Annotated in this window: 23 protein-coding genes; 16 read left to right on the top strand and 7 right to left on the bottom strand. The window is 58.4% G+C overall.

Annotation, left to right across the window (positions count from 1 at the left end; translation table 11 throughout):
* Positions 1-4: 4 nt before the first annotated feature.
* The 4 genes from crcB to ftsK all read right to left on the bottom strand — a co-directional run bounded on the left by crcB (position 5) and on the right by ftsK (position 4,826).
* Positions 5-379 (bottom strand): fluoride efflux transporter CrcB, encoded by a 375-nt coding sequence (crcB, locus tag KBY02_RS12415; RefSeq protein ID WP_003317947.1) that lies wholly within the window; start codon positions 377-379, stop codon positions 5-7.
* Entirely contained in the window at positions 379-1,701 is a 1,323-nt protein-coding gene (locus tag KBY02_RS12410; protein WP_003405078.1) for a replication-associated recombination protein A, read from the bottom strand. The genes crcB and KBY02_RS12410 overlap by 1 nt, the downstream gene beginning before the upstream one ends.
* Before the next feature lie 18 nt (positions 1,702-1,719).
* Positions 1,720-2,343: an outer membrane lipoprotein chaperone LolA gene (gene lolA / locus KBY02_RS12405; protein WP_024639671.1), complete on the bottom strand. Its 624-nt coding sequence runs from the start codon at positions 2,341-2,343 to the stop codon at positions 1,720-1,722.
* Positions 2,344-2,420: 77 nt separating this feature from the next.
* Entirely contained in the window at positions 2,421-4,826 is a 2,406-nt protein-coding gene (gene ftsK / locus KBY02_RS12400; protein WP_003405080.1) for a DNA translocase FtsK, read from the bottom strand.
* 468 nt (positions 4,827-5,294) lie between these two features.
* On the opposite strand from ftsK, the gene aat reads away from it, so the two are divergent.
* The 3 genes from aat (at position 5,295) to infA (ending at position 7,060) form a co-directional block, all read left to right on the top strand.
* Complete coding sequence (gene aat, locus KBY02_RS12395; RefSeq protein ID WP_024639672.1) at positions 5,295-5,984, top strand: leucyl/phenylalanyl-tRNA--protein transferase; 690 nt, start codon at positions 5,295-5,297, stop codon at positions 5,982-5,984.
* A 48-nt stretch (positions 5,985-6,032) separates the two neighbouring features.
* A complete protein-coding gene (locus KBY02_RS12390) occupies positions 6,033-6,740 on the top strand; it encodes an arginyltransferase (RefSeq protein WP_003405082.1) in 708 nt (235 codons plus the stop codon).
* A 101-nt stretch (positions 6,741-6,841) separates the two neighbouring features.
* On the top strand, positions 6,842-7,060 hold the full coding sequence (gene infA / locus KBY02_RS12385; protein WP_002553999.1) for a translation initiation factor IF-1: 219 nt from the start codon (positions 6,842-6,844) through the stop codon (positions 7,058-7,060).
* A 117-nt stretch (positions 7,061-7,177) separates the two neighbouring features.
* On the opposite strand, the gene clpA is transcribed toward infA, so the two are convergent.
* Positions 7,178-9,451: an ATP-dependent Clp protease ATP-binding subunit ClpA gene (clpA, locus tag KBY02_RS12380; RefSeq protein WP_003317954.1), complete on the bottom strand. Its 2,274-nt coding sequence runs from the start codon at positions 9,449-9,451 to the stop codon at positions 7,178-7,180.
* A gap of 30 nt (positions 9,452-9,481) precedes the next feature.
* Positions 9,482-9,844, bottom strand: coding sequence for an ATP-dependent Clp protease adapter ClpS (clpS, locus tag KBY02_RS12375; protein ID WP_003317955.1), 363 nt, complete (start codon positions 9,842-9,844; stop codon positions 9,482-9,484).
* A gap of 219 nt (positions 9,845-10,063) precedes the next feature.
* Between clpS and cspD the strand changes: the two genes are divergently transcribed.
* Both cspD and KBY02_RS12365 read left to right on the top strand, forming a co-directional pair.
* On the top strand, positions 10,064-10,348 hold the full coding sequence (cspD, locus tag KBY02_RS12370) for a cold shock domain-containing protein CspD (protein ID WP_024639673.1): 285 nt from the start codon (positions 10,064-10,066) through the stop codon (positions 10,346-10,348).
* Positions 10,349-10,966: 618 nt separating this feature from the next.
* Entirely contained in the window at positions 10,967-13,189 is a 2,223-nt protein-coding gene (locus KBY02_RS12365) for an NADP-dependent isocitrate dehydrogenase (protein WP_011268270.1), read from the top strand.
* A 152-nt stretch (positions 13,190-13,341) separates the two neighbouring features.
* On the opposite strand, the gene KBY02_RS12360 is transcribed toward KBY02_RS12365, so the two are convergent.
* Positions 13,342-14,223 carry an alpha/beta fold hydrolase gene (locus KBY02_RS12360; RefSeq protein WP_003405090.1) on the bottom strand — a complete coding sequence of 294 codons (882 nt, stop codon included), beginning with the start codon at positions 14,221-14,223 and terminating at the stop codon, positions 13,342-13,344.
* A gap of 300 nt (positions 14,224-14,523) precedes the next feature.
* On the opposite strand from KBY02_RS12360, the gene KBY02_RS12355 reads away from it, so the two are divergent.
* The 11 genes from KBY02_RS12355 to KBY02_RS12305 all read left to right on the top strand — a co-directional run bounded on the left by KBY02_RS12355 (position 14,524) and on the right by KBY02_RS12305 (position 25,220).
* Positions 14,524-15,429 (top strand): LysR family transcriptional regulator, encoded by a 906-nt coding sequence (locus KBY02_RS12355; RefSeq protein WP_011268271.1) that lies wholly within the window; start codon positions 14,524-14,526, stop codon positions 15,427-15,429.
* Between the two features lie 43 nt (positions 15,430-15,472).
* Positions 15,473-15,919: an NUDIX hydrolase gene (locus KBY02_RS12350; protein WP_024642112.1), complete on the top strand. Its 447-nt coding sequence runs from the start codon at positions 15,473-15,475 to the stop codon at positions 15,917-15,919.
* Positions 15,920-15,979: 60 nt separating this feature from the next.
* Positions 15,980-17,110 (top strand): tRNA 2-thiouridine(34) synthase MnmA, encoded by a 1,131-nt coding sequence (gene mnmA / locus KBY02_RS12345; protein WP_024642113.1) that lies wholly within the window; start codon positions 15,980-15,982, stop codon positions 17,108-17,110.
* The gene (gene hflD, locus KBY02_RS12340; RefSeq protein WP_003405097.1) at positions 17,110-17,730 is read left to right on the top strand and encodes a high frequency lysogenization protein HflD; all 621 of its coding nucleotides are present in this window, start codon (positions 17,110-17,112) and stop codon (positions 17,728-17,730) included. The genes mnmA and hflD overlap by 1 nt, the downstream gene beginning before the upstream one ends.
* 131 nt (positions 17,731-17,861) lie before the next feature.
* Entirely contained in the window at positions 17,862-19,232 is a 1,371-nt protein-coding gene (purB, locus tag KBY02_RS12335; protein WP_096135298.1) for an adenylosuccinate lyase, read from the top strand.
* A gap of 60 nt (positions 19,233-19,292) precedes the next feature.
* Complete coding sequence (locus KBY02_RS12330; protein ID WP_003405098.1) at positions 19,293-20,459, top strand: cupin domain-containing protein; 1,167 nt, start codon at positions 19,293-19,295, stop codon at positions 20,457-20,459.
* Positions 20,452-20,874: a GNAT family N-acetyltransferase gene (locus KBY02_RS12325; protein WP_003405100.1), complete on the top strand. Its 423-nt coding sequence runs from the start codon at positions 20,452-20,454 to the stop codon at positions 20,872-20,874. Before KBY02_RS12330 ends, KBY02_RS12325 begins: the two co-directional genes overlap by 8 nt.
* Positions 20,875-21,060: 186 nt before the next feature.
* Positions 21,061-21,804, top strand: coding sequence for a secretin N-terminal domain-containing protein (locus KBY02_RS12320; protein ID WP_003405102.1), 744 nt, complete (start codon positions 21,061-21,063; stop codon positions 21,802-21,804).
* A 528-nt stretch (positions 21,805-22,332) separates the two neighbouring features.
* On the top strand, positions 22,333-23,658 hold the full coding sequence (aceA, locus tag KBY02_RS12315; protein WP_024660445.1) for an isocitrate lyase: 1,326 nt from the start codon (positions 22,333-22,335) through the stop codon (positions 23,656-23,658).
* Between the two features lie 463 nt (positions 23,659-24,121).
* Positions 24,122-24,535, top strand: coding sequence for an NADH-quinone oxidoreductase subunit A (locus KBY02_RS12310; protein ID WP_002554011.1), 414 nt, complete (start codon positions 24,122-24,124; stop codon positions 24,533-24,535).
* A gap of 10 nt (positions 24,536-24,545) precedes the next feature.
* Positions 24,546-25,220 (top strand): NuoB/complex I 20 kDa subunit family protein, encoded by a 675-nt coding sequence (locus KBY02_RS12305; protein WP_003405105.1) that lies wholly within the window; start codon positions 24,546-24,548, stop codon positions 25,218-25,220.
* Position 25,221: the final 1 nt, after the last annotated feature.

The raw sequence follows: 25,221 nt of genomic DNA, 5'->3' as shown, positions 1-25,221 counted from the left end.
TCTATCAAAGTCTGGTCAGGGACAGGCCAGCCCAGGTTGCGAGCAGCCCGCCGAATACACTGATACCGGCATAGCCGAGGGCCAGCGGTACCTGCCCGCTTTCCAGCAGGCGCAAAGTATCCAGTGAAAAGGATGAAAAGGTCGTCAGACCGCCTACAAAGCCGACAAGTAAGCCGGCACGAATTTCGATGGGTACTTCCGGACGCAGCAGGAACAGTCCGTACAGTACACCGATGATCAGGCACCCGACGATGTTGACTGCCAGCGTCGCCGCGTAAAAATAACGTGGCCAGTTGGCGCTGACCCAGGTGCCTGTTGCAAAGCGCAATAATGTACCAGCGATCCCGGCAATCGACACCGCAAGAATAGTCTGAATCATCACTTTCTCCGCTTGCGAGGGCTGGCATCGTCCAATGCGTTCAGATGCCTGAGCTTTTCACCGATCTTGAGCTCCAGACCGCGAGGCACAGGCTGGTAATACTGCCGTGGCTCCAGCTCATCTGGAAAGTAGTCTTCGCCAGCTGCGTAAGCATCAGGCTCATCATGGGCATAGCGATATTCTTCGCCATAACCGAGCTGCTTCATCAGCTTGGTAGGCGCATTGCGCAAGTGCAGCGGAACCTCCAGCGAACCGTGCTCACCCGCTTCACGCATGGCCGCCTTGAACGCCATGTAGACCGCGTTGCTTTTCGGCGCACAGGCGAGATAGACAATGGCCTGTGCGACCGCCAGCTCGCCCTCGGGACTGCCAAGGCGTTCCTGTACATCCCAGGCGGACATGCACAAGGGCAGCGCACGAGGATCGGCATTGCCGATATCTTCACTGGCCATGCGCACCACGCGGCGCGCCAGATACAGTGGATCACAGCCGCCGTCGATCATCCGCGCAAACCAGTACAGCGCCGCATCGGGATTTGAACCGCGAATCGACTTGTGCAAGGCCGATATCTGGTCATAGAACGCCTCGCCGCCCTTGTCGAAGCGGCGTCGACTGTCACCCAACAGACTTTGCAGCAGCCCGACGTCGATTTCGCTGCCGTCTTCGGCCAGATCCGAAGCGTTCTCCAGCAGGTTGAGCATGCGCCGACCGTCGCCATCGGCGGCAGACATCAGAATCGCAAACCCCTCATCGCTCAGGGTCAGTTGCCGCTTGCCCAGCCCGCGCTCTTCGGTCAGGGCACGATTGACCAGCTTGCGCAGCGCCGCTTCGTCCAGGCTTTTGAGCACGTAGACACGCGCCCGGGACAACAAGGCGTTGTTGAGTTCGAACGAGGGGTTTTCGGTGGTCGCGCCGATAAAGATCAGCGTACCGTCCTCGACGTAAGGCAGGAAGGCGTCCTGCTGTGACTTGTTGAAGCGGTGCACTTCGTCAACGAACAGGATGGTGCGCTTGCCGTACTGTCCGGCCTGCTGCCTGGCCACTTCCACTGCCTGACGGATTTCCTTGACCCCGGCGAGCACCGCCGAAACCGTCTCGAAGTGCGCGTCCGACACCTTGGCCAGCAGCTTCGCCAGGGTGGTCTTGCCCACGCCGGGCGGCCCCCAGAAAATCATCGAGTGCAGTGCGCCTTGCTCCAGCGCCTCACGCAGAGGCTTGCCGTGGGCAAGTACATGTTCCTGACCGACATATTCATCCAGGTTGGTAGCACGCAAACGTGCAGCCAGAGGCTGGGCTATCGGTTCGCGGCTGAACAAATCCATGGTCAGAAATCGGCCCTTTTACTCTTGAATGACATCAGCGCCCTTGGGAATCTGGAACTGAAACTTGCTGGCTGCGATCGACTCGTTGGCCTTGACCCCGGTGAACAGGATATTGGTGCGCTGCCCGACGCTGTCGATCAACTGCATGTCGTTGATGATGCCGTTGCGAAACGACAGGCGCAGGCTGTCGAACAGCGTGTCCTTGGTTTTGGGCTTGAGCGTGAAATCGATCACGCCACCCGCTTCTTTCGCGGTGATGTCGAAGCTTTCGCTGATCTTCGATACGTCACCGGACAGCAGCAAGGCTGGAGTCTGGGTCAGGCGCTGATCGAGTTTCTTGATCGTGACCTGCTCCAGATCAGGGTCCCACAGCGAAACTTTCTTGCCGTCCGAGACCATCAACTGCTCCTGTGGCGCATCGGTGTGCCAGTTGAACAAGCCGGGGCGCTGCAGGGCCATTTCGCCGGTGGTTTCCTGCAACTGCGTGCCGCTACCGTCCAGCGTCAGTTGTGAGAAATGGGCGGTCAGGGTCTGGGATTTCTCCAGCAACTGGGTCAGGCGTGCCACGTCCTTGCTGTCGGCATGGGCGGGAATCATGGAGAAGGTCAGTGCGGTGGCCAACAGCATGCGGATAAGGCGCATTGGATTCCTCTTTGAAGTCGATGATGATGCGACGGCGTGGCGTGCACGCCGTCGCCGCAATACGGGGTGGTAAAAAATCAGTCGCGCACCGGCCCGGGGGCCAGGACTTCACGCGAACCGTTGGTATTCATGGAGGTCACGACCCCTGCCATTTCCATCGCTTCGATCATGCGTGCTGCGCGGTTATAGCCGATCTTCAGCTTGCGCTGTACGGCGGAAATCGATGCACGGCGGCTTTCCAGCACAAACTTGACGGCCTCATCGTAAAGCGCGTCGCTTTCGCTGTCTTCACTGCCCTCGCCACTACCGCCATCAAAGCCGCTGCCGGGCTCTTCGACGCCAGCGAGAATATCGTCGTTGTAGTCCGGGGAACCTCGCAACTTCCAGGCTTCTACCACACGATGCACTTCTTCGTCGGAAACGAACGCGCCATGCACACGAATCGGCAGGCTGGTGCCTGGCGGCATGTACAGCATATCGCCGTGGCCCAACAGCTGTTCGGCGCCACCCTGGTCGATGATGGTCCGCGAGTCGATCTTGCTCGACACCTGGAACGCCATACGCGTCGGAATGTTGGCCTTGATCAGACCGGTGATCACATCCACTGACGGACGCTGGGTCGCGAGAATCAGGTGGATACCCGCAGCACGCGCTTTCTGGGCGATACGTGCGATCAGCTCTTCGACCTTCTTGCCGACGATCATCATCATGTCGGCAAACTCGTCCACCACCACGACGATGGTCGGCAGCTTGCTCAGCAGCGGCGCTTCGTCATGAATGCTTTCGCGCTTGTACAGCGGATCGGCAAGCGGCTCACCGGCGTCCTGGGCTTCCTTGACCTTCTGATTGAAGCCGGACAGGTTACGTACACCCATCTTCGCCATCAGCTTGTAACGACGCTCCATCTCGGCAACGCTCCAGCGCAGGGCGTTGGCGGCGTCCTTCATGTCGGTGACCACCGGACACAACAGGTGCGGAATACCTTCGTAGATGGACAGTTCGAGCATCTTCGGGTCGATCATGATCAGCTTGGCGTCTTCCGGGCCGGACTTGAACAGGATCGACAGGATCATGGCGTTTACACCCACCGACTTACCGGAACCGGTCGTACCGGCTACCAGCAGGTGGGGCATCTTGGCCAGATCGGTAATCACCGGCTTGCCGCCAATGTCGTGGCCCAGCGCCAGGGTGACGGGCGACTTGGCGTTATCGTATTCGGGGGTCGACAACACTTCGGAGAAGCGCACGATCTGGCGGTCTTCGTTGGGGATCTCGATACCGACCGTGGTCTTGCCCGGAATCACCTCGACCACACGCACGCTGGTCACGGCAAGCGAACGCGCAAGGTCCTTGGCGAGGTTGGAAATGCGGCTGACCTTGACGCCGGCGGCTGGCTGGATCTCGTAACGAGTAATCACCGGACCGGGATGGATGGAGTCTACCGACACCTCCACACCGAATTCCTTGAGCTTGATTTCCAGCAGGTGGCCGACAGCCGCCAGAGACTCCGGCGAATAGTTGAGCTGTTTCTTCTCCGCAGGGTCGAGGATGGAAATCGGCGGCAGAGTACCCTCAACTGCGCTGTCCACGAACAACGGGGCCTGCTTTTCCTTCATCACACGCTTGCTGGGCTCTACAGGCTTCGAAGGCGCTGGCGCGATGACTGCGGGCACGTGCTTTTCGCGCTCGGTCATGTGTTTGCTCAACGACGCTTCACGCTCCACCAGACGCTCTCGGGCCTTGGCCTGCTCGCGCCGATCGGGCGCTACAGGCGCGACCACATCGTTGACGCGCATGTCCACTTCACGCAGCTGCGCAACCATCTGCTTGCGCTCGGCGCGGGCAGTCCACCAGCGGTTTGCAGCGCCCTGAAACAGTTCGAACAGGTCGAGGGTGATCTTGCCGGTGACATCCATCACCTTGAACCAGGACAGGTCGGTAAACACGGTCAGACCGAATAGAAACAGGGCGATGAATAGCAAGGTGCTGCCTTGAATATTCAGCGCTTTCTTGGCCAGATCGCCGAGCACTTCGCCCAGTACACCGCCTGCCGAGCCCGGGAAGCCGGCCGAGAAATGGAAGTGGATATGCGCCAGCGCAGCGCCCGCCAGGATCAGGAACACCAGCCCGATCAGACGCCAGGAGAAAAGCCAGCCGCTCCATTGCCAAGGCTCATGGCGATGGCGAAACACCTGCCAGGCCTTGATCGCCAGCAACAGCGGGAAGATGTAGGCGAAATAGCCCAGAATCATGAACAGAATATCGGCACAGAACGCACCTGCACGTCCTGCGGCATTCTGCACCTGTGCCGCATTGCTGCTGGTGTGGCTCCAGCCGGGATCGCTCTGATCGTAGGTCAGCAAGGCCATCATCAGATACAGGCACAGTGCGCCAAAGGCGATCAGGGCCCCTTCCTTGAGCCGGTAGTGCAATTGCTGTCGCCAGAGCGGGACAGCGCTGGGTGCTGGGGTGGATTTCTTCAAAACGCTTTATTTCCTGCGCGGTAGCGCGAACATCTCGTTGATTGACCAGAAACGGCTGTCGGACGGCACTGACTGCTCCCGCATGGACAGGGAGTACAGACAGCGGGAAAGCCTGTCGACAGACGCTTGAATGATAACGCCCAAAACAGGCATTGTACGGTTTTACAGCCACTTGAGTCTGTACGAAAACACACCAGATCCACTTCAGACGGTTCCGCAAGCCGGAACATGCCTTCACCTTCACTGACGATGTTCAATTTGAGCATGCATTACGTTTTGTGACAAAGGCTTATGACGTGTTTCTATCAACAGTCTGCAACTTGAACGGCCACATGACCGCTGCGCGGCTCGCGCCCTACCGCATGCACAAGGTACGCGCCATAATGACAACCGCTTCTGACCACACCTGTCGCACAGAGTTGCACTCACAGACAGGTGCGCCCTCCCCTTCCGTAAAGTTGTGATGCCATGCTGACCTGGTTGAACCGCAACAGCCTCGATTTTCCCCCATTGGAAGAAGCCCTCCGTGAACCCAACGGTTTGCTCGCCGCAGGCGGAGACTTGTCAGCCGATCGCCTGATCAGCGCCTATCGACACGGCTGCTTTCCTTGGTTTCAGGACGGGCAGCCGATTCTCTGGTGGTCTCCCGATCCGCGCACGGTGCTGTTTCCCGAAGAACTTCATATTTCGCGCAGCCTGGCCAAGGTTCTGCGCCAGTCGCGCTATCGGGTGACCTTCGATCAGGATTTCGCCAGCGTGATCAAGGCCTGCGCCGCCCCTCGCAGTTATGCCAACGAAACCTGGATAACCGGCTCGATGCAGGCGGCCTATGTCGAACTGCACCGCCGCGGTCACGCACATAGCGTCGAGGTCTGGGATCAGGATGAGCTGGTCGGCGGGCTGTACGGCCTGGCAATGGGCCAGCTGTTTTTCGGCGAGTCGATGTTCAGCCGGGCAGACAATGCCTCGAAAGTCGGTTTTGCCACCCTGGTGGAACATTTGACTGCCTGGGGATTTGTCTTGATCGACTGCCAGATGCCCACGCAACATTTGCATAGCTTCGGCGCGCGCTCCATTCCCCGGCAGACCTTCGCCGATTACCTGTCCCGCCATCTGGATCAGCCGACCGACGCCGACTGGTCAGCTAGGCGAGTTTGACAGGCTGGCATACACTCATGGGTAAGGATTCACCATTAGGCGACGACCATGACAGAGCTGGCGAGGCTGAAGTTTTATGCCACTCAACCGCACACTTGCAGTTACCTGCCCGAAGAGCAGGCGACGACCCTGTTTCTGGACCCCAGCCAGCCGATGGACGTACAGGTCTACGCTGACTTGTCGGACATGGGGTTTCGCCGCAGCGGTGACCATCTCTATCGCCCGCACTGCCAGAACTGCAGTGCCTGTGTGCCTGCGCGCATTCCGGTGAACCTCTTCGTACCCGACCGTCAGCAAAAACGCATTCTGAAACGCAATGTCGACATTCAGGTGCAAAGCGCCAAGCCCGCGTTCACTCAGGAATACTTCGATCTTTATCAGCGTTATATTGAACAACGTCATGCTGACGGCGACATGTTTCCGCCGAGCCAGGAGCAATTTTCGACATTCCTGGTTCGCGATCTGCCTTTTTCGCGCTTTTACGAATTTCGTGTCGATCAACGTCTGCTGGCAGTTGCCGTCACCGACCTGCTGCCCAACGGACTTTCCGCGGTCTACACGTTCTACGAACCCGATGAAGAACGCCGCAGTCTGGGCCGTTACGCCATTTTGTGGCAGATCGCCGAGGCTGCCAGACTTCAACTGCAGGCGGTGTACCTGGGCTACTGGATCAAGAACTGCAAAAAGATGAATTACAAGACCCAATATCGCCCCATCGAGCTGCTCACCAATCAAAGATGGGTCACTCTGTATTGAACCCCTTGGCTTAAACTGGTTTTTTCGGGCACAATGCACGCCGCTTTTGCCTGGCGCCACTTGCACCGGGCCACTCATTTGTATACCGAGGGCTTTACTGCATGTCGAAAGAAGACAGCTTCGAAATGGAAGGCACTGTCGTCGACACCCTGCCCAACACCATGTTTCGCGTGGAGTTGGAAAACGGGCACGTCGTAACCGCGCATATCTCCGGCAAGATGCGCAAGAACTACATCCGTATTCTGACCGGTGACAAAGTGCGTGTAGAGCTGACGCCCTACGACCTGAGCAAAGGGCGCATCACCTACCGCGCTCGTTAAACAGGCATTAACAAAAACGCCCGGCATAAGCCGGGCGTTTTTGTATGCCTGTTTTTTACGTCCGATGCCCTCGACCTGCCCCGCATCGATCAATGATGCGGGGCAAGGCGTCGGCTATCAGGCCATTTCCGCCGTGGTTTCGAAATCGAAGGTGATCTCGCCATCCTTGATATCGATGTGAACCACGCCGCCATGCTCTGACAGTTCGCCGAACAGGATCTCTTCGGCGAGTGGCCGTTTGATCTTGTCCTGAATCAGGCGAGCCATCGGTCTGGCACCCATTGCTGCATCGTAACCACCCTGCGCCAGCCAGCTTCTCGCCGCCTCGGACACTTCGAGCAGTACGCGCTTGTCTTCCAGCTGGGCCTGAAGCTCGGTGAGGAACTTGTCGACCACACTCTTGATGACTTCGTGGCTGAGGCGACCGAACTGAATGATGGTATCCAGGCGGTTGCGGAACTCTGGCGTGAAGCTCTTCTTGATCACTTCCATCGCGTCGGACGAATGGTCCTGATGCGTGAAACCGATCGAAGCCCGCGCAGCAGACTCGGCCCCGGCGTTGGTGGTCATGATCACGATCACATTGCGGAAGTCCGCCTTGCGCCCGTTGTTGTCGGTCAGCGTACCGTGGTCCATCACCTGCAGAAGCAGGTTGAAGACTTCCGGGTGAGCCTTTTCGATTTCATCGAGCAACAGCACGCAATGTGGCTGACGGGTAATGGCCTCGGTCAGCAGACCGCCCTGGTCGAAACCGACATAGCCCGGAGGCGCGCCGATCAGACGGGAAACGGTGTGCCGTTCCATATACTCGGACATGTCGAAACGGATCAACTCGACGCCCAGTGCCTTGGCCAGCTGACGAGCCGCCTCGGTCTTGCCGACGCCCGTAGGACCGGCGAACAGGAACGAACCGACCGGCTTGTCAGGCGACTTGAGACCTGCGCGAGACAGCTTGATCGCCGTCGACAACGAGTCGATCGCCGCATCCTGTCCGAATACAGTGAGCTTGAGATCGCGCTCCAGGTTACGCAGCAGTTCCTTGTCGGAGCTGTTGACGTGTTTTGGCGGAATACGCGCGATCTTGGCAACGATGTCTTCAACCTCGGGCACATCGATACGTTTGGCGCGCTTTTCGACCGGCTGCAGACGCTGGTACGCACCCGCTTCATCAATCACGTCAATGGCCTTGTCAGGCATATGACGGTCGTTGATGTAGCGCGATGCAAGCTCGGCGGCAGCGCGCAGGGCTTCGTCGCTGTATTCGATACTGTGATGCTGCTCGAAACGGCTTTTCAGGCCACGCAGGATACCGATGGTGTCCTCGACCGAAGGCTCGGACACATCGACTTTCTGGAAACGACGCGCCAAGGCACGATCCTTCTCGAAAATCCCGCGAAACTCCTGGAAGGTGGTCGAACCGATGCAACGAATCTCGCCGGAAGACAGCAGCGGCTTGAGCAGGTTGGAAGCATCCATTACCCCGCCAGAAGCTGCGCCGGCACCGATGATCGTGTGGATCTCGTCAATGAACAGGATCGCCTGGGGACGCTTGCGCAGCTCGTTGAGCAACGCCTTGAAGCGCTTCTCGAAATCGCCGCGGTATTTCGTCCCGGCCAGCAACGCGCCCAGGTCGAGCGAGTAGACGACGCTGTTGGCAAGCAGGTCAGGCACCTGATTGTCGACGATGCGCTTGGCCAGACCTTCGGCGATGGCCGTTTTACCGACACCCGCTTCACCGACCAGCAAAGGATTGTTCTTGCGACGACGAGCCAGAATCTGTGCCACCCGCTCGACTTCGCTTTCGCGGCCGACCAGTGGGTCGATGCGTCCCTGACGCGCCAACTCGTTCAGATTGCTGGCATAGGCATCCAGAGGATTGCCTGAGGAAGATGCTTCACCGCCCTCGTCGTCCTGCATATCCTGCTCACCTTCAGAAGAGTGTTCGCCATGCCCTGGCACCTTGGAGATACCGTGGGCGATATAGTTGACGACATCGATCCGGGCCACGCTCTGCTGTTTAAGCAGAAATACGGCCTGGCTTTCCTGCTCACTGAAAATCGCAACCAGCACATTGGCGCCGGTCACTTCGCGCTTGCCGGAGCTCTGCACATGGAAGACTGCCCGTTGCAGCACGCGCTGGAACCCGAGCGTCGGTTGTGTCTCGCGATCCTCGTCATGAACGGGGATCAGCGGGGTGGTGGAGTCGATGAACTCCTGCAGATCATGCTTGAGTTTATCGAGGTTTGCGCCGCAGGCACGCAGGACAGTGGCTGCAGCCTCATTATCCAATAGAGCCAGCAGGAGATGCTCGACCGTCATGAACTCATGACGCTTCGAACGTGCCTCCTTGAAGGCAAGATTGAGGGTGACTTCGAGCTCACGGTTTAACATAGCTTCACCTCATACCCAAGTGGTCGGCGTTTAACCGTCCTTCTCGATCTCACAGAGTAGCGGATGCTGGCTCTCCCTGGCGTATTGATTGACCTGCATTGCCTTGGTCTCGGCGATGTCGCGGGTAAACAATCCGCAGACTGCCCGTCCCTCTGTATGGACGGCCAGCATGACTTTGGTGGCCAGCTCACGATTCAGGTTAAAAAACACCTCGAGCACTTCTACGACGAAATCCATCGGGGTGTAGTCATCGTTGAATAAAACCACCTTGTACATCGGTGGCGCCTGCAGGGCCGGCTTGGCGTCCTGCACCGCAATGCCCGCCGAGTCGTCCTCGTGCGACTGCGGATCATCCTGATTGAATGTTAGTCGAATCTTGCTGAATGCATGCATGGAAAGAAATGTTCGTTTGAGGGCGGATTGAGCAATTTAGTCGCAGTCTGGACGGTTTTTAAATGGGCTGCCACATGACCTTGACTATCAGCTAAACGGTGTTACAAACAATAGAGCCCACATTGGGTAAAAAGGGTCCGCGCAGTCAACCAAAATTTTTTTGGGTGGGGAGCGGATTGAAGTGGATGATACTCCTGACGGAGTCCTTTGCAGAGGGAGATGGTGATGATTGAAGGAAAAGTCAAGTGGTTCAACAATGCAAAAGGGTTTGGGTTCATAAACGCTGAAGGCAAGAGTGACGAGGATCTGTTCGTTCATTTCTCGGCCATCGAAATGGACGGTTACAAAACTCTCAAGGCTGGCCAGAAAGTCAGATTTGAAGTCGCCCACGGCCCAAAAGGGCTTCAGGCGATAAAAATCAACAGCTCGGAAGAAAAAAAGCAGGATCCGGCAAAAGATACCCAGCCGCTGCTTCAGCAGGACCACGCTCACGCGGACGCCTGATGCTCGTGTGGAAAAAATCAGTTGATGTATAACGGCAGCCATCAGAGCCCGCCGAATTGGCAGAAGCATGCAATGAGCTTTGCCGGACACATAAACAGACAGAGACATTGGTCTGCTTTATACCCGTCGCGCTCCCCGGGGTATCGTATTAGCGGTTATTGCACCGCGGATGCCCAGACTCCAATCCAGAACGTTCACTTCGTTTATCCCGAGCCATCCTGAGCAACGAAACTCTGCCCTTCCCCATCTGATCCCCCCCCTCAAGGCGTGCACGCCCGCATGCAAGCATTCCCGAACCCGGCCTGAAAGACCGCGCGTTCGACCAACGGCGGATATTCATTTTTCGATAGCTCGCATAGCATTAATGCTTGGTGCCAATGGTTTGATATACTCGCGCCGTGACCGCAGAGTCATCAAGGCCGACCCGTCTGGATTCTGACCCTCGGCCTTCCTTATGCGTCGGGCTGCTACCTGACCCGACAGCTTGACGCTCGACTGATGCACCCAACATCACCGCGAATAAACCTCGACCTGGCTCATGGCCGAACCGTGGGCAAGCGCGCCTACAATGCGCGTATCGAGATTTTGTGCATGCTCAGCAAAAGAGAGTTAATACGAATGTCCAACCGCTCGAAGATCATCTACACCTTCACCGACGAAGCTCCGGCCCTCGCCACCTACTCCCTGCTGCCCATTATCGAAGCGTTCACAGCGACCTCCGATATCGACGTGGAAACACGCGACATTTCTCTGGCGGGCCGTGTTCTTTCCAGCTTCCCGGAATTGCTTGCCGACAAAAAAGTGCCGGATCATCTCGCCGAGCTGGGCAAACTGGCTACCACGCCAGAGGCCAACATCATCAAGCTGCCTAACATCAGCGCCTCGGTCCCGCAATTGAAGGCGACCATCAAGGAGCTTCAGAATCAGGGCTACAACATTCCTGACTACCCTGAAAACCCTGCCACTGACGCGGAAAAAGAAACCCGCGCACGCTACGACAAGACCAAGGGCAGCGCCGTGAACCCGGTTCTGCGCGAAGGCAACTCCGATCGCCGCGCCCCGCTGTCGGTCAAGAACTACGCGCGCAAGCACCCGCACAAGATGGGCGCCTGGTCGGCTGACTCCAAGGCTCACGTTGCACACATGAGCAACGGCGACTTCTACGGCAGCGAAAAAGCCGCCGAGATCGCGGCCGACAATACCGTCAAGATCGAACTCGTCGCTCAGGACGGCACCACCACCGTCCTGAAGGAAAAAACCGCCGTCAAGGCTGGCGAAGTCGTCGACTGCTCGGTCATGAGCGCCAAGGCCCTGCGCAGCTTCATTGCTGCCGAAATCGAAGACGCACGCAAGCAGGGCGTGCTGTTTTCGGTGCACTTGAAAGCCACCATGATGAAGATCTCCGACCCGATCATGTTTGGCCAGATCGTCGACGAGTTCTATAAGGATGCGCTGACCAAGCACGCTGATACGCTCAAGCAGATCGGCTTCAGCCTGAACAACGGCATCGGCGACCTATACGAGCGCATCACTGCCCTGCCCGCTGACAAGCAGGCAGAGATCAAGGCTGACATCGAAGCGGTCTACGCCGTTCGCCCACAGCTGGCGATGGTCAATTCCGACAAGGGCATCACCAACCTGCACGTGCCGAGCGACGTCATCGTCGACGCCTCGATGCCGGCAATGATCCGTGACTCCGGCAAGATGTGGGGCACAGACGGTCAGTTGCACGATGCCAAGGCCGTCATTCCGGATCGCTGCTACGCCACCATCTATCAAGCGGTCATCGAAGACTGCAAGAAAAATGGCGCATTCGACCCGACCACCATGGGCAGCGTACCGAACGTCGGCCTGATGGCTCAGAAGGCCGAAGAGTATGGCTCCCACGACAAGACGTTCCACATTCAGACCAACGGCGTGGTTCGCGTAACCGACATCCAGGGCAACCTGCTGATGGAACAGAACGTCGAAGCCGGCGATATCTGGCGCATGTGCCAGGCCAAGGACGCACCGATCCAGGACTGGGTGAAACTGGCCGTCAACCGTGCCCGCGCCAGCAACACCCCGGCTATCTTCTGGCTGGACTCATCCCGCGCCCACGACAGCGTGATGATCGAAAAAGTGCGCAAGTACCTAGGCGACCACGACACCTCGGGCCTGGATATCCAGATCCTGTCACCTGTCGACGCGATGAAGCTGACCCTGGAACGCACGCGCGCAGGCAAGGACACCATTTCGGTGACCGGCAACGTTCTGCGCGACTACCTGACTGACCTGTTCCCGATCATGGAACTGGGCACCAGCGCGAAGATGCTGTCGATCGTTCCGCTGATGAACGGCGGCGGTCTGTTCGAAACAGGCGCCGGTGGTTCGGCTCCGAAGCACGTGCAGCAGTTCGTCGAGGAAAACTTCCTGCGCTGGGATTCGCTGGGCGAATTCCTGGCCCTGGCGGCGTCCCTCGAGCATCTGGGCCATGCCTACAACAATCCGAAAGCGCTGGTTCTGTCCAAGACCCTCGATCAGGCCACTGGCGAGTTCCTGGACCGTAACAAGTCGCCTTCGCGCAAGGTCGGCGGTATCGATAACCGCGGCAGCCACTTCTACCTGACCCTGTTCTGGGCCCAGGCACTGGCTGCTCAGAACGACGACGCAGACCTCAAGGCGCAGTTCGCGCCGCTGGCCAAGACCCTGACCGACAACGAAGAAAAAATCGTTGCCGAGCTGAACGCCGTTCAGGGCAAGCCGGTGGACATTGGCGGCTACTACTTCCCTAACCCGGAAGTCACCAGCAAGGCCATGCGCCCGAGCGCCACGCTCAACGCGGCCATCGCCGCGCTGTAAGAGGCAATCCAAGGCGGCGCATAAAAAATGCACCGTCTCACAAAAAAATCCCCGGCCTGTTGCCGGGGATTTTTTTATCCATGGAAAATGTCAGCTACCTGTGTAAGCCCGGGCACCAGGGAGATGCCTGCTCAAGCACACCACCACTCCGCTCAGCCTTTCAGCGTGCGCGAAAGAAAGTCGCGAATGTATTCGGCGACCTCCGGCGCGTGTGTTTCCAATGCAAAGTGGCCTGCATCCAGCAGATGCACCTCAGCAGCCGGGACGTCCTTGCGATAAGCATGCGCGCCCGGAGGTATAAACGCCGGATCGTGCTTGCCCCAGACCGCCAGCAAGGGAGGCTGATATTTGCGCAGGTATTCCTGAAACGAGGGGTAAGCCGCTACGTTACTGCGGTAGTCAAGAATCAGGTCAAGCTGGATTTCCTCTGCGCCCGGCCGCGCCATATACAGGATGTCGAGGTTGTAGCCATCGGGAGAAAGCTTTTCAGGATCGGCTCCCGTACCGTATTGCCAGTCCCGGATGACTTGCGGTGACAACGAGGCGCGACAGGCTTCGCGATTGGCTGCCGAAGGCTCGCGCCAATAGGCTTGCCACGGGCCCCATTGATCGCTGAATCCTTCCAGATAGGCATTGCCGTTCTGACTGATGATTGCAGTAACCTTCTCCGGGTTCGCCGCTGCGAGCCGCAAGCCTGTCGGTGCGCCATAGTCGAATAGGTATAACGCGTATTTCTTCAGGCCCAGTGCCTCGGTAAAGCCCTCGATCACCGTGTAAAGGTTTTCGAATGTGTAATCGAACTGCCCGCGCGGTGGTGCTTTGGTATTGCCGAAACCGGGCAGATCGGGAGCGATCAGGCGGTACTGACTCGCCAACAATGGCATCAGGTCACGAAACATGTGGCTGGAACTCGGAAACCCATGGAGCAGCAGAAGCACCGGGGCGTCCCTGGGTCCGACTTCGCGATAGAACACATTTACGTCTCCTACCTGCTGAGTGTGAAACGTCACGCGGAAAGCATCATCACTGTTCATTGCATTTTCCCTGAGAGGTTTATTGCTTGCAGAAGCGGCGCTCACCAACGACGCCCCGAGAGCAGAAGCAGCGCCTATCGCGGACGCTTGTAAAACCTTGCGCCGACTGACACCGGATGGGGCGTTTTCAGCGTCGACTGAACCGAAATTTTTCATAGGAGAGTCTGACCGGGCTGGATGAATGAGTTGCTATCCTAGTCATTGCATGTAAGCTGCAGAATCACCGTAAAAATCAATTCACCATTTCAATTTCTGAAATACTGATACGACTCCACATCTCTCGTGGCAGGCAGGCGGACCATGGACCGTATTCAGGAAATGACGCTTTTTGCCGGACTTGCCGAGCAAACCAGTTTTGCCGGGGTAGCCCGCCACTTTGGCCTGTCGACCGCCACGGTAACCCGGGCTGTCGCGAGTCTGGAGAGTCGCCTGGGCATCCTTCTGGTGGTGCGCACCACTCGCAACATGCGGCTCACCGAGGCGGGCCAGCGCTTCGCCGCAGATTGCCGCCGACTGCTTGCCGACCTTGATGAGGCTGAAAGCGCGGCGGGCGGCTTGCATGCGTTGCCAGGCGGCCTGCTGACGGTCACCGCACCTCAGATGTTCGGCGCGCTGCATGTCGTGCCCGTAATGACGAGCTTTCTCGAGCGGTTTCCGGCTGTGGACATCCGTGCCATTCTGGTCGACCGGGTCGTGTCCATGCTCGATGAGGGCGTCGACGTGGCCGTCAGGATCGGCACCCTGCCCGATTCGTCTCTTACCGCAATCCAGACAGGTAGCGTGCGGCGTATGGTTTGCGCATCCCCTGGCTATCTCGAAAAGCACGGAGTTCCGCAGCATCCCGACGATTTGCGACAGCATTCGACAGTTTCGACCAGCACCGCCGAACGCTCGCCTCACTGGCTTTTCCGGATCGACGACAAGCATTACTCAGTAGACGTCGCATCGAGACTCAGCCTGACGTCGTATCAGGCGGCTATCAGCGCAGCATTGCAGGACTGGGGACTGACCCAGGTGCCGTACTATCAGATACGCGAGCACCTGCAGGAAGGCAGGCTCAAGTGTGTTCTGGACACGTTCGAAATAATGCCGGAACCGGTTCACGTTGTTTACCTGGAGGGCCGTCGTCGCTCATCCAAAGTGCGAGCCTTTGTGGACTTCTGCGTCAGCGCGCTGAGGCATGATCTGCAGTTCGAACACCCATAAGCTGCTAAGGCTGACTCAATCCCCTGCAAGGAGCCCCATTATCATGACCTGGCAAGCCCACGTTACCGTCGCCACCATCGTCGAAGATCAAGGCCGCTTTCTTTTTGTCGAAGAAATCAAAGGCGGACGCGCCGTACTCAACCAACCCGCCGGGCACCTCGACCCGAACGAAAGCCTGCAACGCGCCGCCGTGCGTGAAACCCTGGAAGAAACCGGCTGGGACGTCGAATTGAGCAGCGTGGTGGGCATCTACCTGTACACCGCGCCGAGCAATGGCGTGACCTACCAGCGAATCTGCTTTGCCGCCAAGGCCCTGCGCCACCATCCGCAATATCAACTCGATGAAGGCATCGTCGGCGCAGTCTGGCTGACTCGCGATGAACTGGTGGCCCAGCAGGAGCGCTGGCGCAGCGAGTTGGTATTGCGTTGCCTGGACGACTACCTCGATGGCGAACGTTTCAGTCTCGACCTGCTGCGCGACAAGGCGTGAGACTCGACGCCCTCAGCCTGATAGAATCGCGTCCTTTTACAGGTCAGCCGTTGAATCCCCATGCGTGATCCAGCCCCCTCGAACTCAGAAATGAAGCGCGTCATAGTCGGCATGTCCGGCGGCGTGGACTCTTCCGTTTCCGCCGTACTGCTCATGGAGCAGGGTTATCAGGTGGAAGGCTTATTCATGAAGAACTGGGAAGAAGACGACGGAACGGAATACTGCACCGCCCGCGAAGACCTGGCAGATGCCCAGGCCGTGTGCGACAAGATCGGCATCAAGCTGCACACGGCCAACTTCGCAGCCGAGTACTGGGACAACGTTTTCGAGCACTTCCTCGAAGAGTACAAGGCCGGGCGCACGCCGAATCCGGACATCCTGTGTAACCGCGAAATCAAGTTCAAGGCGTTTCTCGACTACGCACTGATGCTCGGCGCCGACCTTATTGCTACCGGTCATTACGTACGTCGCCGCGATATCGATGGACGTACCGAACTGCTCAAAGGCCTGGACCCGAACAAGGACCAGAGCTACTTCCTGCACGCCGTTGGCGGCGAGCAGATTGCCCGCACGCTGTTCCCGGTTGGCGAGCTGGAAAAACCGGAAGTGCGTGCCATTGCCGAAAAGCACGGCCTGGCCACTGCCAAGAAGAAGGATTCCACCGGCATCTGCTTCATTGGCGAGCGCCGCTTCACCGACTTTCTGCGTCAGTACCTGCCTGCCCAGCCCGGTGAGATCAAGACCACCGAAGGCGAAGTCATCGGTCGTCACAGCGGCCTGATGTACCACACCATCGGCCAGCGTCAGGGCCTGGGCATTGGCGGTCTCAAGGACGCCAGCGACGATCCGTGGTACGTGCTGGTCAAGGACCTGGAAAACAATGAACTGATCGTCGGCCAGGGCAACGATCATCCCTGGCTGTTTTCCCGTGCGCTGGTCTCTTCGGAAATCTATTGGGTCAACCCGATCGATCTGAGCAGCCCGCGCAGGCTCACCGCGAAGGTCCGTTACCGCCAGGGCGACCAGCCATGCACGCTGGAAAAGACCGCTGACGGTTACCGCGCCACATTCGATGACCCGCAACGCGCTGTCACTCCCGGTCAGTCCGTGGTGTTCTACGACGGCGAAATCTGTCTGGGCGGCGGCGTGATCGAAATTGCCGAACCCTGGACCAGCAAGGACAAGCGTTGATGAGCCCGACTCAGGAACAACTGATCGCTCTGGGCGGTGTATTCCAGGCCGCCGTGCTGGTCGACCGGATCGCCAAGACCGGTCAGATCAGCGAAGCGGCCCTGAGCTGCATGCTCGGCAGCCTGCTGGTGGTCGACCCCAAGGATACGCTTGACGTTTACGGCGGCGACGACCTCAACCTGCACGAAGGCTATCGCGCCATGGCCAGCGCCCTGGAGCGTGACCCGGCAACCTTGCAACGCGAACCGTTGCGCTACGCCCTGTCGATGCTCGGCCTTGAACGCCAGTTGGCCAAGCGCGATGACCTGCTTGAAGTAATCGGCAAACGCATTCCGGTCATTCAGTCCCAGGTCGAGCATTTCGGCATCGCCCACGAGAACGTGATTGCCGCGACCGGCGCACTGTATCAGGACACCCTGAGCACCTTGCGCCAGCGCATTCAGGTACAAGGCGACATGCGCAACCTGCAGCAGCCGAACAATGCCTCGAAGATTCGCGGCATTCTGCTGGCCGGTATTCGCTCTGCCCGGCTGTGGCGGCAAGTTGGCGGTCATCGCTGGCAACTGGTGTTCAGCCGCCGCAAGTTGTTGAAAGAACTCTATCCATTGCTGCACGGCTGACCCGCCGCGCGCCAATGACCTTCACCACCCCAGGCACGACGCTGTCTACGCTGGTCAGCGGGCTCCGGTCCGACTGACTTTTCATGTATGATATGCGCCCTTTTCGTCGCCCGACTGTCCGAGAGCATCCTATGCAGCTTTCTTCGCTCACTGCGGTTTCCCCTGTTGATGGCCGCTACGCCGGCAAAACCCAGGCCTTGCGCCCTATTTTCAGCGAATACGGCCTGATCCGTTTCCGCGTGATGGTTGAAGTTCGCTGGCTCCAGCGTCTTGCGGCTCACCCGCAGATCACCGAAGTCCCGGCCTTCTCCGCGCAAGCCAACGCCATCCTGGATGCCCTGGCTGAAGACTTCTCCGTGGAGCATGCCGAGCGCGTCAAGGAAATCGAGCGCACCACCAATCATGACGTGAAGGCTGTGGAGTATCTGCTCAAGGAGCAGGCTGCCAAATTGCCAGAGCTGGAAAAGGTCAGCGAGTTCATCCACTTCGCCTGCACCAGCGAAGACATCAACAACCTGTCTCACGCATTGATGCTGCGCGAGGGCCGCGACACTGTCGTGCTGCCGCTGATGCGCCAGATCGCCGACGCCATCCGCGAGCTGGCGATTCGCTTCGCAGACGTGCCGATGCTGTCCCGCACCCACGGCCAGCCCGCCTCCCCGACCACACTGGGCAAGGAACTGGCCAACGTCGTCTACCGCCTCGAGCGCCAGATCAGCCAGATCGCGGCGGTCCCGTTGCTCGGCAAGATCAACGGCGCAGTCGGCAACTACAATGCCCACCTCTCTGCCTACCCAGACATCGACTGGGAAGCCAACGCGCGCGCCTTCATCGAAGACGAACTGGGCCTGGGCTTCAACCCCTACACCACGCAGATCGAACCGCACGACTACATTGCCGAGCTGTTCGATGCCATTGCGCGCTTCAACACCATCCTGATCGACTTCGACCGTGACATCTGGGGCTACATCTCGCTGGGCTATTTCAAACAGCGCACCATCGCTGGCGAAATCGGCTCCTCGACCATGCCGCACAAGGTCAACCCGATCGACTTCGAAAACTCCGAAGGCAACCTGGGCATCGCCAACGCACTGTTCCAGCATCTGGCGAGCAAGCTGCCTGTCTCTCGCTGGCAGCGTGACCTGACCGACTCCACCGTGCTGCGCAACCTGGGCGTCGGCTTTGCCCACAGCGTCATTGCCTACGAAGCCAGCCTCAAGGGCATCAGCAAGCTGGAACTGAACGAACAGCGCATTGCCGCCGATCTGGACGCATGCTGGGAAGTTCTGGCAGAGCCGATTCAGACTGTCATGCGTCGGTACAACATCGAAAACCCGTACGAAAAACTGAAAGAACTGACCCGCGGCAAGGGCATCGGTCCTGAAGCGTTGCAGACTTTCATCGACGGTCTGGACATGCCCTCCGAAGCCAAGGCCGAGCTCAAGAAGCTCACGCCAGCCAATTACATCGGTAACGCAGCCGCTCAGGCCAAGCGCATCTGACACGCAAAAAAATTGCACACGCCCGGCTGTGCCGGGCGTTTTCATTTCAAGGGCTTACACATGAATCCTGATATTCCTCTACAACTTCTGGGCGGCATCAGTGCTCGCGTTTTCCTGCGTGACTACTGGCAGAAAAAACCGCTGCTGATCCGCCAGGCTCTGCCGGACTTTCAAAGCCCGATCGACGCGGACGAGCTTGCCGGCCTCGCCCTGGAAGAAGAAGTGGAGTCGCGCCTGGTCATCGAAAACGGCGAGCGTCCGTGGGAGCTGCGTCGTGGCCCGTTCGCTGAAGACGAGTTCAGCAAGCTGCCCGAGCGCGACTGGACGCTGCTGGTCCAGGCCGTGGACCAATTCGTTCCGGAGGTCAGTGAGCTGCTGGAAAACTTCCGTTTTCTGCCCAGCTGGCGGATTGACGATGTGATGATCAGTTACGCTGCGCCTGGCGGCAGCGTCGGCCCGCATTTCGACAACTATGATGTGTTCCTGCTTCAGGGACACGGCAAGCGTCACTGGCAGATCGGCCAGATGTGCGATGCGGAAAGCCCGCTGCTGCAGCATGCCGATCTGCGCATCCTTGCCGAATTCGAGAAGACCGAAGAGTGGACGCTGGAACCGGGCGACATGCTTTATCTGCCGCCGCGCCTGGCGCACTGCGGCGTCGCCGTCGACGACTGCCTGACCTACTCGGTCGGTTTCCGGGCGCCAAGCGCTGCCGAAGTCCTGACTCACTTCACCGACTTCCTCAGCCAGTTCATCCCGGACGAAGAGCGCTATACCGATGCTGATGCCCAGCCGGTCAGCGACCCCCATCAGATCCAGCATGACGCGCTCGATCGCCTGAAAACGCTGCTGGCCGAGCACATGAGTGACGAACGCCTGCTGCTGACCTGGTTCGGCCAGTTCATGACCGAGCCGCGCTACCCGGAACTGGTAACCGGCCCCGAGCTCGACGAACAGGACCTGCTCGACAGCCTCGAGCAGGGCGCGGTGCTGATTCGCAACCCGAGCGCACGGCTGGCCTGGTCTGAAGTCGATGACGATCTGCTACTGTTTGCCAGTGGCCAGAGCCGCCTGCTGCCGGGCAGCCTGCGTGACCTGCTCAAACTGATCTGTGCCGCCGATGCGTTGCACAGCGAAAACCTCGGCCAATGGTTGGCCGATGACGAGGGGCGCAATTTGCTTTGCGAACTCGTAAAACAAGGAAGCCTGGGATTTGCCGATGAATAAAGTCACTGTAGCTGTCGCCCAATGGCAGAAGAACAACGCCGATATCCGGCGCATACGCGATTCGGTATTCATTGCCGAACAATCGGTGCCGCCGGAACTGGAGTGGGATGCCGAAGACGCAGGTGCCGTGCACTTTCTTGCGTACGAGGGTGAATATGCGGTGGGCACTGCCCGACTGCTGCCCGATGGCGAGATCGGTCGCCTGTCAGTCCTGAGAGACTGGCGTGGCCTGAAGGTCGGTGAGGCTCTGTTGGATGCCGTGATCCATGAAGCCGAACAGCGTGGCCTCAAGCCGCTCAAGCTGAGCGCTCAGGTGCAGGCCGTCGAGTTTTATCAGCGCTTCGGCTTTTCGGTTATCAGCGACGAGTTTCTCGAAGCCGGCCTGCCACACGTCGATATGCTCCGCGAAGCGTGATCAACGCCGTTATGTAGGCGCTCACCGCGGCACTACATAATGATCGCCCTGCCCTTTTTCGCTAGACCCTCTCAAGGTCGAACCGAAAAGCGGCAGGGCTTTTTTATGCCTGACCATTCAGCTTGATTGCCTGCAGCCGACACAGTGGCACAATCATGCTTTACGCGCTTACCGCGGAGAATGAACATGTCAGTACGCAACTTGCTCAATGCAGCGCTCACCTCGATGCTGATCGCCTTCAGCGCTCACGTCTTTGCGGCGACTGAAGTCGTGCCGCTCAACTACCGCACCAGTGCCGATCTGTTGCCGGTCGCCAAATCCTTTCTGGGCGACGAAGGCACCGTCAGCGCCTATGGCAATCAACTTATCGTGAACGCAGAGTCCCGCAAGATCGAAGAACTTCGCACCTTGATCTCGCAACTCGATACCGCGCCGAAACGCTTGCTGATCAGCGTCGACACCAGCGACAGCGCGACGCGCAGCAGCAGCGGCTCGCGAGTAATCGAGTACGGTACCGCCAGCCGTGAAGGCGGCGTGCAACAAGTGCAAACCAGCGAAGGCACTCCTGCACTCATCCAGGTTGGCCAGAGCGTACCGCTGACCTCCTCCTCCACGGACACGTACGGATACTCCCGAAGCGACACCGAGTACCGCAACGTAACCCAAGGGTTCTACGTCACGGCCAGCGTGACCGGCGACACGGTTCACCTGAGCATCAGCACCAATCATGATCGCATGAGCCAAGAGCGCCCTGACGCTATCAAGGTGCAAAGTACCGACAGCCAGGTCAGTGGCCGACTGGGAGAATGGATCACGCTGGCGAGCAACAGCAATGAATCCGTCGCTGATCAGAGTGGCCTGGCGCAGCGCTATTCCACCCAGGGTCGCGACGACATGATTTTGCGCGTAAAGGTTGAAACCCTCGAATAGCCTGCCCGGGCTGAAAACCCAATACTTACGGGCCTTTTGATGACTGGCCGGTCGACTTTTCACAAATATGTAGTGATCTAAAAAAAGCACTACAAAACGTTTGACGCCCCCATAAGTGCGAGGCATGATTGCCTCGCTCCCGCTAATCAGAGGCTTTGCAAAAAGCCTTCGAGTCGCCGCTCTCAATCACCCCGCAGAGCCGATTCGTGTCCGCACCGCCCACAAGGCAGTTTGACGAGGTTGCGACTGGAACGAAGTTGTCCCGAGGGACGGAAGCGTAAACGGTAACCCGGCAAGGCCGACGGTGATGCACAACGCCACTGCAGGCCCGACTGTCCACCTGACAGCCTCATGTCCGGACGCCCGCTCTCCCCTCGAGCACATCGTTCACCCGTCGCGACCCACGTAACGTGCGGCTTCAAGCAAAACCCCGGATCAGCGAGCAGCCATCTACCGTGCCTTCGATAAACGAGGCGTTTTGGCGGAGCAGGACTTTCCAGCGAGACCTACTTCTAGAGGTTTATCACCATGGCACTGACACGCGAACAACAAATAGCGGCTCTCGAGAAAGACTGGGCTGAAAATCCGCGCTGGACAAACGTGACCCGTACTTACTCCGCTGCAGATGTGGTCCGCCTGCGCGGCTCGGTTCAACCCGAACACACCTTTGCACGACTGGGTGCAGACAAGCTGTGGAATCTGGTGACCCAGGGTGCCAAACCGTCCTTCCGGCCGGACAAGGATTTCGTCAATTGCATGGGCGCCCTCACCGGTGGCCAGGCCGTGCAGCAGGTCAAGGCCGGCATTCAGGCCATCTACCTGTCCGGCTGGCAGGTCGCTGCCGACAACAACTCTGCCGAGTCCATGTACCCGGATCAGTCGCTGTACCCGGTCGACTCGGTGCCGACCGTGGTCAAGCGCATCAATAACTCGTTCCGCCGTGCCGACCAGATTCAGTGGAAAGCCGGCAAGGCGCCGGGTGACGAAGGCTACATCGACTACTTCGCTCCGATCGTCGCAGATGCGGAAGCCGGGTTCGGCGGCGTACTCAATGCCTATGAGCTGATGAAAAGCATGATCGAGGCCGGTGCCGCCGGGGTGCACTTTGAAGATCAACTGGCGTCGGTGAAGAAATGCGGCCACATGGGCGGCAAGGTGCTGGTCCCGACTCAGGAAGCCATACAGAAACTGGTCGCTGCACGCCTGGCCGCCGACGTGGCCGGTGTACCGACCATCATTCTGGCCCGGACTGACGCCAACGCTGCCGACTTGCTGACATCCGATTGCGATCCGTATGACAAGCCATTCGTGACCGGCGAACGGACCCATGAGGGGTTCTACAAGGTTCGCGCCGGCCTCGATCAGGCCATCGCGCGCGGCCTGGCCTACGCGCCTTACGCTGATCTGATCTGGTGCGAAACAGCCAGGCCGGACCTCGACGAGGCACGCCGCTTCGCCGAAGCGATCAAAAAGCAATACCCCAATCAGTTGCTGTCCTACAACTGCTCGCCGTCCTTCAACTGGAAGAAAAACCTCGACGACGCAACCATCGCCAGGTTTCAGCGCGAGCTCTCGGCCATGGGCTACAAGCACCAGTTCATCACCCTGGCGGGCATTCACAACATGTGGCACAGCATGTTCAACCTGGCGCACGACTACGCCCGCAATGACATGACCGCCTATGTGAAGCTGCAGGAACAGGAGTTCGCCGACGCTGCCAAGGGCTACACCTTCGTGGCTCACCAGCAGGAAGTGGGCACGGGCTATTTCGATGACATGACGACCGTGATCCAGGGTGGCGTATCGTCGGTAACCGCACTGACCGGCTCAACCGAAGAAGAGCAATTCCACTGACACACCGCGCAACGCGTTGAAAATACAGGCCGTCCGTAAGGGCGGTCTGTCTGTTGTGTCAGAGGGTTCCGGTATTGACTTCGGACAATATGCAGTTGCCGAGCGACTGCTATAAAAGGCGCACTTTATAAGCAGTCCCGTCACCCACTATGCGCCGACTACCGTACTTTGAACTATCAAAGCCTCTTCAAATGATATTAATTATCATTCAAATTGCCTTTTATTCCTTTTCGTCATCAAGAAACATAATTAACGAAAACCCTGCTGACGCCCGCCTCACAGGCCCTGCAGCCTTCCCGACAGGTCTCGGGCGATTGATTCCGTAAATAAATTTGATGTAGAAAATTTACTTGCCAACTGTTTGCACATAAAATCAATCCGTTGACCGCACTGCGACATTTCGTCACTGCCTCGACTCTTTATCAAGCACAGAGACCTTTGCTCTCTAACAAGGACTGACAGCATGCCCGAATCGACAGGTCTGATTGCCCACAACTGGGGCTTCGCCATTTTCCTTTTGGGTGTTGTCGGCCTTTGTGCCTTCATGCTCGGTCTGTCCAGCCTGCTCGGAAGCAAGGCCTGGGGCCGCAGCAAGAACGAACCTTTCGAATCCGGCATGCTGCCCACCGGCAGTGCGCGTCTGCGTCTCTCCGCAAAATTCTATCTGGTCGCGATGCTTTTCGTGATCTTTGACATTGAAGCCCTCTTTCTCTTTGCCTGGTCTGTGTCCGTCCGCGAAAGCGGCTGGACCGGATTCGTCGAAGCTCTCGTTTTCATAGCAATTCTGTTGGCAGGTCTTGTCTACCTATGGCGGGTTGGCGCTCTTGACTGGGCTCCTGAAGGTCGCCGTAATCGGCAAGCGAAGCTGAAACAATGAGGCTTTGGCGATGCAATATAATCTCACCAGGATCGACCCGGACGCTCCTAACGAGCAGTACCCCATCGGCAAACGGGAAACCGTTTCCGATCCGTTAGAAGATCAAGTCCACAAAAACATCTACATGGGCAAGCTGGAAGACGTGCTGAGCGGTGCGGTCAACTGGGGGCGTAAAAACTCCCTGTGGCCCTACAACTTCGGCCTGTCGTGCTGCTATGTGGAAATGACCACCGCTTTCACGGCCCCCCACGACATCGCGCGCTTTGGCGCTGAAGTCATCCGGGCGTCGCCACGGCAGGCGGATTTCATGGTTATTGCCGGTACCTGCTTCATCAAGATGGCGCCGATCATCCAGCGTCTCTACGAGCAAATGCTCGAACCCAAGTGGGTCATTTCCATGGGTTCGTGTGCCAACTCCGGTGGCATGTACGACATCTACTCAGTGGTCCAGGGGGTGGACAAATTCCTTCCCGTGGATGTCTACGTGCCCGGCTGCCCGCCCCGCCCCGAAGCGTTTCTGCAAGGCTTGATGCTGTTGCAGGAATCCATCGGCAAGGAGCGTCGCCCTCTTTCCTGGGTCGTTGGCGATCAAGGCGTATACCGCGCCGAGATGCCATCGCAAAAGGAACAGCGCCGCGAACAGCGTATTCAGGTGACCAACCTGCGCAGCCCCGACGAAGTCTGAT

The sequence above is a fragment of the Pseudomonas sp. P129 genome, from assembly GCF_020312195.1.
Classification (GTDB): domain Bacteria; phylum Pseudomonadota; class Gammaproteobacteria; order Pseudomonadales; family Pseudomonadaceae; genus Aquipseudomonas; species Aquipseudomonas fragariae.
This window is presented reverse-complemented; position numbering and strand designations above follow the sequence as displayed.

Excerpts from the sequence above, each read along its gene's own strand:
- KBY02_RS12355 (WP_011268271.1), top strand. The coding sequence starts at position 14,524 with ATGGACCGTATTCAGGAAATGACGCTTTTTGCCGGACTTGCCGAGCAA.
- hflD (WP_003405097.1), top strand. The coding sequence starts at position 17,110 with ATGAGCCCGACTCAGGAACAACTGATCGCTCTGGGCGGTGTATTCCAG.
- clpS (WP_003317955.1), bottom strand. The coding sequence starts at position 9,844 with ATGCATGCATTCAGCAAGATTCGACTAACATTCAATCAGGATGATCCG.
- crcB (WP_003317947.1), bottom strand. The coding sequence starts at position 379 with ATGATTCAGACTATTCTTGCGGTGTCGATTGCCGGGATCGCTGGTACA.
- cspD (WP_024639673.1), top strand. The coding sequence starts at position 10,064 with ATGGTGATGATTGAAGGAAAAGTCAAGTGGTTCAACAATGCAAAAGGG.
- KBY02_RS12410 (WP_003405078.1), bottom strand. The coding sequence starts at position 1,701 with ATGGATTTGTTCAGCCGCGAACCGATAGCCCAGCCTCTGGCTGCACGT.
- KBY02_RS12360 (WP_003405090.1), bottom strand. The coding sequence starts at position 14,223 with ATGAACAGTGATGATGCTTTCCGCGTGACGTTTCACACTCAGCAGGTA.
- KBY02_RS12330 (WP_003405098.1), top strand. The coding sequence starts at position 19,293 with ATGAATCCTGATATTCCTCTACAACTTCTGGGCGGCATCAGTGCTCGC.
- mnmA (WP_024642113.1), top strand. The coding sequence starts at position 15,980 with ATGCGTGATCCAGCCCCCTCGAACTCAGAAATGAAGCGCGTCATAGTC.
- KBY02_RS12365 (WP_011268270.1), top strand. The coding sequence starts at position 10,967 with ATGTCCAACCGCTCGAAGATCATCTACACCTTCACCGACGAAGCTCCG.
- purB (WP_096135298.1), top strand. The coding sequence starts at position 17,862 with ATGCAGCTTTCTTCGCTCACTGCGGTTTCCCCTGTTGATGGCCGCTAC.
- aat (WP_024639672.1), top strand. The coding sequence starts at position 5,295 with ATGCTGACCTGGTTGAACCGCAACAGCCTCGATTTTCCCCCATTGGAA.
- KBY02_RS12310 (WP_002554011.1), top strand. The coding sequence starts at position 24,122 with ATGCCCGAATCGACAGGTCTGATTGCCCACAACTGGGGCTTCGCCATT.
- lolA (WP_024639671.1), bottom strand. The coding sequence starts at position 2,343 with ATGCGCCTTATCCGCATGCTGTTGGCCACCGCACTGACCTTCTCCATG.
- KBY02_RS12350 (WP_024642112.1), top strand. The coding sequence starts at position 15,473 with ATGACCTGGCAAGCCCACGTTACCGTCGCCACCATCGTCGAAGATCAA.
- clpA (WP_003317954.1), bottom strand. The coding sequence starts at position 9,451 with ATGTTAAACCGTGAGCTCGAAGTCACCCTCAATCTTGCCTTCAAGGAG.
- aceA (WP_024660445.1), top strand. The coding sequence starts at position 22,333 with ATGGCACTGACACGCGAACAACAAATAGCGGCTCTCGAGAAAGACTGG.
- KBY02_RS12320 (WP_003405102.1), top strand. The coding sequence starts at position 21,061 with ATGTCAGTACGCAACTTGCTCAATGCAGCGCTCACCTCGATGCTGATC.
- KBY02_RS12390 (WP_003405082.1), top strand. The coding sequence starts at position 6,033 with ATGACAGAGCTGGCGAGGCTGAAGTTTTATGCCACTCAACCGCACACT.
- infA (WP_002553999.1), top strand. The coding sequence starts at position 6,842 with ATGTCGAAAGAAGACAGCTTCGAAATGGAAGGCACTGTCGTCGACACC.
- KBY02_RS12305 (WP_003405105.1), top strand. The coding sequence starts at position 24,546 with ATGCAATATAATCTCACCAGGATCGACCCGGACGCTCCTAACGAGCAG.
- KBY02_RS12325 (WP_003405100.1), top strand. The coding sequence starts at position 20,452 with ATGAATAAAGTCACTGTAGCTGTCGCCCAATGGCAGAAGAACAACGCC.